The organism is Mesorhizobium sp. LNHC221B00 (genome assembly GCF_000502935.1).
Taxonomy (GTDB): Bacteria; Pseudomonadota; Alphaproteobacteria; order Rhizobiales; family Rhizobiaceae; genus Mesorhizobium; species Mesorhizobium opportunistum.
Genome location: NZ_AYWR01000023.1, coordinates 132,488 through 141,341, shown reverse-complemented (window position 1 = coordinate 141,341; position 8,854 = coordinate 132,488). Strand labels below are relative to the sequence as shown.

General features: G+C 64.7%; 9 protein-coding genes. 4 read left to right on the top strand and 5 right to left on the bottom strand.

The genetic code is table 11. The features are described from left to right. Nucleotides 1–143 precede the first annotated feature (143 nt). Complete coding sequence (locus tag X741_RS0135750; protein WP_023779846.1) at nt 144–1,361, top strand: TOBE-like domain-containing protein; 1,218 nt, start codon at nt 144–146, stop codon at nt 1,359–1,361. A 9-nt stretch (nt 1,362–1,370) separates the two neighbouring features. On the opposite strand, the gene X741_RS0135745 is transcribed toward X741_RS0135750, so the two are convergent. Continuing rightward, nucleotides 1,371–1,592, bottom strand: a complete 222-nt coding sequence (locus X741_RS0135745) for an AbrB/MazE/SpoVT family DNA-binding domain-containing protein (protein WP_023768254.1) — start codon at nt 1,590–1,592, stop codon at nt 1,371–1,373. Between the two features lie 269 nt (nt 1,593–1,861). Here X741_RS0135745 and X741_RS142390 point away from each other — a divergent pair, with 269 nt between their 5' ends. The 3 genes from X741_RS142390 to X741_RS142400 all read left to right on the top strand — a co-directional run bounded on the left by X741_RS142390 (nt 1,862) and on the right by X741_RS142400 (nt 4,761). Further along, the gene (locus X741_RS142390) at nt 1,862–2,848 is read left to right on the top strand and encodes a sulfate ABC transporter substrate-binding protein (RefSeq protein ID WP_023779845.1); all 987 of its coding nucleotides are present in this window, start codon (nt 1,862–1,864) and stop codon (nt 2,846–2,848) included. A 245-nt stretch (nt 2,849–3,093) separates the two neighbouring features. Continuing rightward, a complete protein-coding gene (locus X741_RS142395) occupies nt 3,094–3,543 on the top strand; it encodes an Rrf2 family transcriptional regulator (RefSeq protein WP_023768256.1) in 450 nt (149 codons plus the stop codon). An 87-nt stretch (nt 3,544–3,630) separates the two neighbouring features. After that, entirely contained in the window at nt 3,631–4,761 is a 1,131-nt protein-coding gene (locus X741_RS142400; RefSeq protein ID WP_023779844.1) for a hypothetical protein, read from the top strand. Here X741_RS142400 and X741_RS142405 read toward each other — a convergent pair. The 4 genes from X741_RS142405 to X741_RS142420 are packed head-to-tail and all read right to left on the bottom strand — an operon-like array spanning nt 4,756 to nt 8,814. Continuing rightward, nucleotides 4,756–5,304, bottom strand: coding sequence for a gluconokinase (locus tag X741_RS142405; RefSeq protein WP_023779843.1), 549 nt, complete (start codon nt 5,302–5,304; stop codon nt 4,756–4,758). The genes X741_RS142400 and X741_RS142405 overlap by 6 nt on opposite strands. Nucleotides 5,305–5,306: 2 nt before the next feature. After that, nucleotides 5,307–6,293 (bottom strand): ABC transporter permease, encoded by a 987-nt coding sequence (locus tag X741_RS142410; RefSeq protein WP_023779842.1) that lies wholly within the window; start codon nt 6,291–6,293, stop codon nt 5,307–5,309. After that, nucleotides 6,290–7,270, bottom strand: a complete 981-nt coding sequence (locus tag X741_RS142415) for an ABC transporter permease (RefSeq protein ID WP_013894576.1) — start codon at nt 7,268–7,270, stop codon at nt 6,290–6,292. Before X741_RS142415 ends, X741_RS142410 begins: the two co-directional genes overlap by 4 nt. Beyond that, nucleotides 7,267–8,814, bottom strand: a complete 1,548-nt coding sequence (locus X741_RS142420; protein WP_023768261.1) for a sugar ABC transporter ATP-binding protein — start codon at nt 8,812–8,814, stop codon at nt 7,267–7,269. The genes X741_RS142415 and X741_RS142420 overlap by 4 nt, the downstream gene beginning before the upstream one ends. Nucleotides 8,815–8,854 lie beyond the last annotated feature (40 nt).

Sequence of the window (8,854 nt, the reverse complement as noted above, 5' to 3'; positions counted from 1 at the left end):
GACATGCATGAACCAAAAGGTATGTCGCCCAAAAGTGGGAATCGGTTTTGGGGCAACGACATGCATGAACCAAAAGATATGTCGCCCAAAAGTGGGAACCGGTTTTCGGCTGAAGACATGCATCCATTACAAAGGGGCTGTTGATGGAAGTTCGCGTTGCCAATGTGCGCAAGGAATTCGAGCGGTTTCCCGCGCTCCACGACGTGTCGCTCGACATCAAGTCGGGCGAGTTGATCGCGTTGCTGGGGCCGTCCGGCTCCGGCAAGACGACGCTGCTCAGGCTGATCGCCGGGCTGGAGCGGCCGACGCGGGGAAAGATCTTCTTCGGCGACGAGGATGCCTCGCAGAGATCGATCCAGGAGCGCAATGTCGGCTTCGTCTTCCAGCACTACGCGCTGTTCCGGCACATGACGGTGGCCGACAATATCGGCTTCGGCCTCAAGGTCCGGCACGGGCCATCNGACATCAAGTCGGGCGAGTTGATCGCGTTGCTGGGGCCGTCCGGCTCCGGCAAGACGACGCTGCTCAGGCTGATCGCCGGGCTGGAGCGGCCGACGCGGGGAAAAATCTTCTTCGGCGACGAGGATGCCTCGCAGAGATCGATCCAGGAGCGCAATGTCGGCTTCGTCTTCCAGCACTATGCGCTGTTCCGGCACATGACGGTGGCCGACAATATCGGCTTCGGCCTCAAGGTCCGGCACGGGCCATCGCGGCCGCCGGCGCGGGAAATCCGCCGCCGCGCCTCCGAGCTTCTCGATCTCGTCCAGCTTTCGGGCCTGGAAAAGCGCTATCCGGCACAACTCTCCGGCGGGCAGCGCCAGCGCGTGGCGCTGGCCCGCGCCATGGCGATCGAACCCAAGGTGCTGCTGCTCGACGAGCCGTTCGGCGCGCTCGATGCGCAGGTGCGGCGTGAACTGCGCCGCTGGCTGCGCGAGATCCATGATGCGACCGGCCACACCACCGTCTTCGTCACCCACGACCAGGAAGAGGCGCTGGAGCTTGCCGACCGCGTCGTGGTGATNGGCTTCATCGGGGAATCGAGCTCGCTCCCCGTCAAGGTCGAGAACGGCGAGATCTGGCTCGCCGACCGTCCGATCGGTCTTGCCGCGCCGCACACGCCAAAAGGCGAGGCGACGCTCTATTTCCGCCCGCACGATGTCGAACTTCTGGATGGCTGCAGCGGCTGTATCGCCGGCACGGTGGCCGCCAGCCGCCGCGTCGCCGGCACGCGGCGCGTCGAGCTCGAGATCGGCGGCGAACGCCGGCGGGTCGAGATCGAGTTGCCGGTCGATCACCCGGCGGCGCAGAAGAGCCGGGTGGCTTTCCGGCCGGGGCGTTGGAAGCTGTTCCCGGCCGCTTGATCCCTAGGGTCAGGCGCTATTGTGCACAGGCGGATCGTTAATCGCGGGAAAGTCGTCTTCAGGGCCGAGCGGTGGCTCTTTCGCCCATTGGGCGAGCAGCGCCGTGAGGCTGGGTTTGCGAACCGGCTCGATGACAAGGCGATCGCCTTCACGGCTGATCAGAACCCTGTCACTCGGAAGTTCGAATTCGGCAGGAATGCGCACCGCCTGGCTGCGGTTGTTGCGAGACATTTCGCCTCCTTCGGCGGCGTTGTTGAATGGCGGTGCTGGGGCATGACTGCCTCCTTGTATGCCATTTGTAAATGCGGCCCGACGCTGCAATGCAAGAAGGTAGAAACCGAAGGCAAGAGTGGGCTGACTGGAACAGAATTCCAATGAAAGGCGTTTCTGACGATGTATTTTCGCACAGCAATGCCATGGGTCGCCTCGCATGCCTCGCCGCGCACCGTGCGTCGCGGCTATGGTCGGGCTATAAGCGCATTGCATCGGAGCCTGTTTTCATGAAGCGATTTTTCCTTGGCGTTGCCACCGTCGCCGGCCTGTTCCTCGCATCCTCCCAAGCCTGGTCGGCCGACAAGTTGCTCAACGCTTCCTATGATGTTGGCCGCGAACTATTCGCCCAGGTCAACAAGGCGTTCATCGAGAAACATCCGGGCGTCACCATCGACCAGTCGCATGCCGGCACCTCAGCGCAGGCGCGCGCCATCGCCGAAGGCCTCGGCGCCGATGTCGTCACCTTCAATCAGGTCACCGACGTCGATTTCCTGGTCAAGAAGAAGCTCGTCTCGGCCGACTGGCAGAAGGACTTTCCCGACAACGCCTCGCCCTTCTATTCGCTGCCTTCGTTTCTCGTCCGCGCGGGCAACCCCAAACACATCAAGGACTGGAACGATCTGGTGCGCGACGACGTGCAGGTGATCTTCCCCAACCCGAAGACGTCGGGCAATGCGCGCTACACCTATCTGGCGGCAACCGCCTACGCCAAGGAAGCCTTCAAGGGCGACGACGCCAAGGTGAAGGAGTTCATCGCCAAGCTGTTCAACAACGTGCCGATCTTCGACACTGGCGGCCGCGCCGCGACCACCACCTTCGTGCAGCGCGAGATCGGGGACGTGCTGATCACCTTCGAGTCCGAAACACGCGGCATCCGCAAGGAGTATGGCGACGACAAGTTCGAGCAGGTCACGCCTTCGGTCAGCCTGCTTGCCGAATTCCCGGTTGCGATCGTCGACAAGGTCGCCGACGAGCACGGCACGCGCGATCTGGCCAAGACCTATCTCGACTTCCTCTACACGCCCGAAGGCCAGGATATCGCCGCCCGCAACGGCCTGCGGACCCGCGATGCGGCCGTGGCCGCCAAATACAAGGCCGATTTCCCCGATATCCGCCTGCTGACAGTGGAACATGTATTCGGCGGCTGGGACAAGATCCAGAAAGAACACTTCGCGGCCGGCGGCCTGCTCGACCAGGCCTATGGCAGCCGCTGACGGTTGCAGGATTTGAACAGGATGGGAGAGCCGGCGCCTTGCCGGCTTTTTCGTTTTTGCGCCGGCGAGCCGGTTTCCAGCACAATATCGGCGGCCTTCGTGCAAAACGTTACAAAGAATGTGCCTAACGTGCCATTTGGCGTCTTGTTGTCGCCAAATACTGTCGCGCGGCGATACCGTCATTATTTGCACACAAACAGCCGCCAGATGCGGGTGGTTGGGGCTTTCAATGGGTTGATCAGGGCATGCTGACAAAAAAAGGCAAATACGGCCTCAAGGCCCTCGTTCATCTTTCCAGTCTTCCGGTCGGCCAATTGGCCTTCGTCAACGACATCGCGGTCGCCAACAACATCCCGAAGAAATTCCTCGATGCCATCTTGGGCGAATTGCGCAATGCCGGCTTCGTCCAGAGCCGCAAGGGCAAGGAAGGCGGATACCGCCTCGCCCGCCCGGCCTCCGAGATCAAGATCGGCCATGTCGTGCGCGTCCTCGACGGGCCGCTGGCGCCGATACCCTGCGCCAGCCGTACGCAGTACCAGCGTTGCGAGGATTGCGACGAGGCGACCTGCCAGGTCCGGCACATGATGCTGGAGGTGCGCCAGGCGATCGCCGAGGTGCTGGACAACCGCAGCCTCGCTGCCATGCGCGATGCCGACAACGATGATTTCCCGGTCGAGTTGACGTCGCAGATCTAGGCCACGGCCTGATGCGCGGCATTCGCTATCGCGGTTGCGCGGCCCATGTCGACGCAGTAAAGCGGTCTTGAACAACAGGCTGGACCGATGAGGCTGTCGTGGTTCGCAAAGTCCCGCAACCGCAAGCCGCCGTCCGCGGCCGCCTTCCGCACTGAAATCATCGCCGACGTTCGCGTTCCGGAGCGGGCGGAGGATGTGCGCTTCTTCAGCCGCAAGCTGATCCGCCCCGGCAGGCCGCGCCGTTTCTCCAACAGGGACCCTCGCGAGAGCCTGCTGGCCGTCTTGTATCTCGTGGTCGCGGCGGCTTTGCCCATACGCTGGTGGGCGCCGGTCTGCCGGCGCGTGTCCAGACTTGGCCTGAAGCGGCATCTGCGCAAGGAGTTCTCCCTCTACGCCGAAGCCGTCCACGCAGTGCTTGGCGATGATATCGATGCGCGCGGTCTGTTCGAGGCCTTGCTTGCAGCGCGCCATCGCCGCCGCCTGCAGCTTGCCGCGCATCTGGTCGCCAGACGCTGGTCGCCAACGACACGGCTGGAAGGGCTCGAGGGGCTGCGGGCCGCCTTGCAACGCGGCCACGGCGCCATGATCTGGTGCGATCAGTTCACCTCGCAGACCATCTTCGGCAAGCGCGCCCTGCACGAGGCAGGCATCGGGGCCCATCAGGTGAGCGTCAACGCGCATGGAGTTTCCGAGTCTTCGTTCGGCCTGCGCTTCCTGAACCCGCCGCTGGTCAATGTCGAGAACCGGTTCCTGAAGGGTCGCCTCGTCTTCGACCGCGACGATGTCTACCAGCTCACCATCCGCATCCAGAAGGTCTTGAAGGAGAATGGCGTGGTGCTGATGACCAACAACATCCATGCGGGCTCGACCTTCACCGAGGTCGCTCTGGGCGAGAGCGGCTGGACGCATCTTGCCTCGGCTCCGGCGAATTTCGCCGCCAGGGGCAAGGCGGCGCTGTTTGCCATGTCGACCTTCGAAGAGGTTCCCTTCAGCCAATACCGGGCCGTCCTGAGCCCCGAGCTGGTGCCTGCGAACCCGCCAACGGGCATGTCCAGGGATGGAGCCAAGAACACGGTCCTGCAGGCAAGCTACATCCTGCTCAAGCGTGATTGTCTGCTGCAGGCACTCAAGCATTGCCCCGAGCAGATGATGTCGTGGTCCCGTCGCCAACGCCTGACCGAGGGTCGACACGGCATCGGTGCCGATGACGGTTCATGACCGGCGCAGCAAACGGCTCGCATTCGTGACGAGTTCGGCCACCGGGCGCGTCGCATCGAGCGTCAACGCCCGCTCATCCATTCCCGGCGGCTCGAGGATGGCGAACTGGCTGTCGACCAGGCTTGCCGGCATGAAATGGCCTTTGCGGCCGGCGACCCGCTCGCTCGCCGTCGCCGGATCGATCTCGAGGTAAAGGAAGACGATGTCACGGCGGAAGCCGCGCAGCCGTTCGCGGTAGCCGCGCTTCAGCGCCGAGCAGGCAGCGACCACGCCCTGCCCCTGGCCGACCGACACGACGATGCGCTCGCCGATCGCGTCGAGCCAGCCTTCGCGCAGCTGGTCGGTGAGCGGCTCGCCGTTTGCCATGCGGGCGACATTCTCCGGCGGATGCAGCCTGTCGCCTTCGACGAAGATTGCGCCCAGCGCCTCCGCCAGCGCGGTTCCGACGGCCGACTTGCCGCAGCCGGCGACGCCCATCACCACGATCGCGGGGGGCGCCGAACCAGAGGCGCCCCTACGCGCCTGCGCTGCCTTGTCGTCCACGGTCAGCGGCTTGCCGGCGCGCGGCCGTAGAGCAACAGCATGGCGACGATGACCACGCCATAGATGATCTGCCGCCCCGCTTCCGGCATCTGCATGACCGACAGGATGGATTGCAGGAGCGTGATCAGGATGACGCCGGCGACGGTGCCGAGATAGGAGCCGCGCCCGCCGAGGATCGAGGTGCCGCCGAGCACCACGGCAGCGATCGACGGCAGGAGGTAGGCGTCGCCCATCGACTGCGCCGCCTTGGAGGCATAGCCGGCCAGCAGCACGCCGCCAAAGGCGGAGAGCCCGCCGGAGACGGCGAAGGCGATCATCACCACGCGTCTTGTGTCGATGCCCGAGAGATAGGCGGCGCGCTCGCGGTTGCCGATGCCGTAGATGGTGCGGCCAAAGGCGGTGCGGGTCAGCACGAACACCATCGCGGCGCCGATCAGCGCCCAGATGATCACCGCATTGGGCACCGCCGGAATGGCAAAGCCCGTGGCCAGGTAGCGCATGGCGCCGGTGGCCGAATCCTGGGGCGAGAAGCCGCCGGTGTAGACCACCATCAGCCCTTGCGCGACGGCGTTGGTGGCAAGCGTGATAATCATCGAGGGGATGCGCAGATAGGCGACGCCAATGCCGTTGACGACGCCGATCAGCACGCCGCAGAAGATGCCGAACGGAATGGCCAGCGCCACGCCGGCCGGACCGTAGGCGGCCGCCGCACAGGCCATCATCGCGCCTGCCGCCACCGACCATGGCACCGACAGGTCGATCTGGCCGAGCAGGACGACCAGCATCATGCCGGTGGCGATGACACCGAGAAACGATGCCACTTTCAGCTGCTGCAGCAGGTATTCAGGCGACAGGAAGCTGCGCGAATAGAGGCTGCCCAGCAGCAGCAGCATCACGATGCAGGCAAAAGCCGTCAGCACCGCCGGATCGGCGCGGCGGATGAATTTCGGCATGCGGCCGGCAATGCCGCCCAAGGTCGTCTCGCTCACAGGAACCACTCCAGCCGGTTGCGGACCCGAAACAGGGCGAAGGCGCCGAGGCTGACGGCGACCAGCAGGATAACTCCTTGGAACAAGGGCTGCCAGAGCGGATCGAAATCAAACACGAACAACAGGTCGCCAATGGTGCGGAAGGCAAGCGCGCCGAAGATCGCGCCGATGGCGCTGCCCTTGCCGCCGAACAGCGAGACGCCGCCCAGCACCACGGCGGCGATCGAAAACAGCGTGTAGGCGTTGCCGCTGGCATAGGCCGCTTCGCCCGTATAGGTGAAGAAGGTCAGGAACAGGCCGCCAATCGCGGCCAGCAGCCCGGCCAGCGCGTAGGCAGCGAACTTGCCCCGCCTTATCGGCACGCCGGACATGTAGGCGGCCGTCTCCGACGATCCGGCCGCGTAAGCCGCCCTGCCGAGCACCGAGCGGCTGAACGGCACCCAGACCACCAGCACGACGGCCAGCAGCACGACAAGGCTCGCCGGCACCACGCCGAAAACGCGGCCGGTCAGCGCATCGGCCAGATCCTCATTGACCGAACCGCCCGGAAAGGGCCGCAGCAGAAGGCCGATGCCGTAGTAGACAGCGCCCGTCGCAATGGTGGCGACGATCGGCTGCAGCCGCCCGTAGATCACGATGGCGCCGTTGATGGCGCCGCACAACAGCCCGACCGCCAGCACGGCGACGACGCCGAGCGCCGTCTGCATCGGCGTCCCCACCACCAGCCAGGAGGCGAGACAATTGGTAAGCAGGAAGATCATGCCGACGGACAGGTCGATGCCGGCGGTGATCACCACCAGTGTCTGCGCCATGGCGACGAAGGCGAGCAGCACGCCTTTGTTCGCCGCCGTCTGCACGACGTTGGCGCTGAAGCCGGCCGGATGGTTCGCGCTGTAGATGGCGAACATGACGATGAAGATGCCGAGCGCCAGCAATGTTCCGCGCTGCTCGGCCAGCCAGTAGCGCCAATCCTTCACGCACTTGCTCCCAGGCCCACCGGGCTTTCCTTGCCGTCAATGTTGAGCGCGCTCGATATCAGCGCCCGCTCGGTGATCTCGGCGCCGACCAACTCGCGCTTGACCGCTCCGTCATAGAGCACCAGCACCCGGTCGCAGCAGCCGATCAGCTCGTCATAGTCGGTCGAATAGAACAGGATCGCCGCCCCAGCATCGGCCAGCTTGCGCATTAGTTGGTAAAGCTCCTGCTTGGTGCCGACATCGATGCCACGCGTCGGATCGTTGAGCAGGATGATGCGCGGCTGGCGCATCAGCCACTTGGCGATGACCACCTTCTGCTGGTTGCCGCCCGACAGCGCGCCGACCGGAATATCGAGCCCCGCCGTCTTGATCGCCAGAAGGCCGACCATGTCGTCGATCAGCCGCTGCTCGGCCGTGCGGTCGATGATGCCGCCCCTGGACAGACGGTCGAGCGCGGCGAAGGACAGGTTCTCGCGCACCGTCATCGGCAGCATCAGCCCTTCCGTCTTGCGGTCTTCGGGGATGAGCGCCATGCCGATGCCGTCATCGCGGGCGGCCGATGGACTGGCGATCGCCACCGGTTTGCCGTCAATCAGGATTTGACCGGACAGCCCGCGCAGCACGCCGAAGAAGGCGAGCAGCAATTCGCGCTGACCCTGGCCGTCGAGGCCGCCGAGGCCAACCACCTCACCCGCCCTGACGGTCAGCGAGATGTTGTCCAGCCGGTCCGCCCAGGAAAGCTTGCGGGCTTCGAGCCTGGGGGCGGCGGTGGCAGGCACCGCCGCCGGCTTGGGCGGGAAGATATGGCTGTATTCGCGGCCGATCATCAGTTCGACCACCTCATTGTCGCTCTTCGAGCCGGCCTTGTAGCTGGCGACATTGCGGCCGTTGCGAAACACCGTGCACTGGTCGGCCAATTCGGCGATCTCGTTCATGCGGTGCGAGATATAGAGCAGCGCCAGCCCTTCCGAGCGCAGCCGCTTGAGCACCTCGAAAATCCTGGAGACATCCGCCGCCGTCAGCGCCGAGGTCGCCTCGTCGAGGATGAGGATGCGTGGCTTGCGCGCCAGGGCCTTGGCGATCTCGACCATCTGCCGGCGCGACAAAGGCAAATCCTTCACCAACGCCAGCGGGTGGATATCGGCGGCCCCCGCGCGCGCCAGCGCATCTTCCGCGATGCGGCGCTGCGCCTTGCGGTCGATCATGCCGAAGCGTTTGGGCGGGTCGGAAATGACGATGTTGTCGGCGACGCTGAGTTCGGGGATCAGCGACAGTTCCTGGAAGATGCAGACGATGCCGGCCTTGTTCGCCGCACCCGGCGAAGCGAAGGTCACCTCGCGTCCGTCCAGCATCATGCGGCCCTCGTCGGGCGCCACGACACCGGCCATGACCTTGATCAGTGTGGATTTGCCGGCGCCGTTTTCACCGAGGATGGCGTGGATGCTGCCGGCAGAAACCGACAGATCAGCCTTCTCCAGCGCCCGTACGCCGCCATAGCGCTTGGATATGCCTTCCACGCGCAAGAGCGGAACCGCGCCGTCCATCAACCCTCCCCAAGGGTAATTGCGATTGGAACAAGCGGCC

What these genes read in the sequence shown, in the direction of transcription:
- X741_RS0135745 (WP_023768254.1), bottom strand. Translation starts at nt 1,592, where the DNA reads ATGTCTCGCAACAACCGCAGCCAGGCGGTGCGCATTCCTGCCGAATTC.
- X741_RS142390 (WP_023779845.1), top strand. Translation starts at nt 1,862, where the DNA reads ATGAAGCGATTTTTCCTTGGCGTTGCCACCGTCGCCGGCCTGTTCCTC.
- X741_RS142395 (WP_023768256.1), top strand. Translation starts at nt 3,094, where the DNA reads ATGCTGACAAAAAAAGGCAAATACGGCCTCAAGGCCCTCGTTCATCTT.
- X741_RS142400 (WP_023779844.1), top strand. Translation starts at nt 3,631, where the DNA reads ATGAGGCTGTCGTGGTTCGCAAAGTCCCGCAACCGCAAGCCGCCGTCC.
- X741_RS142420 (WP_023768261.1), bottom strand. Translation starts at nt 8,814, where the DNA reads ATGGACGGCGCGGTTCCGCTCTTGCGCGTGGAAGGCATATCCAAGCGC.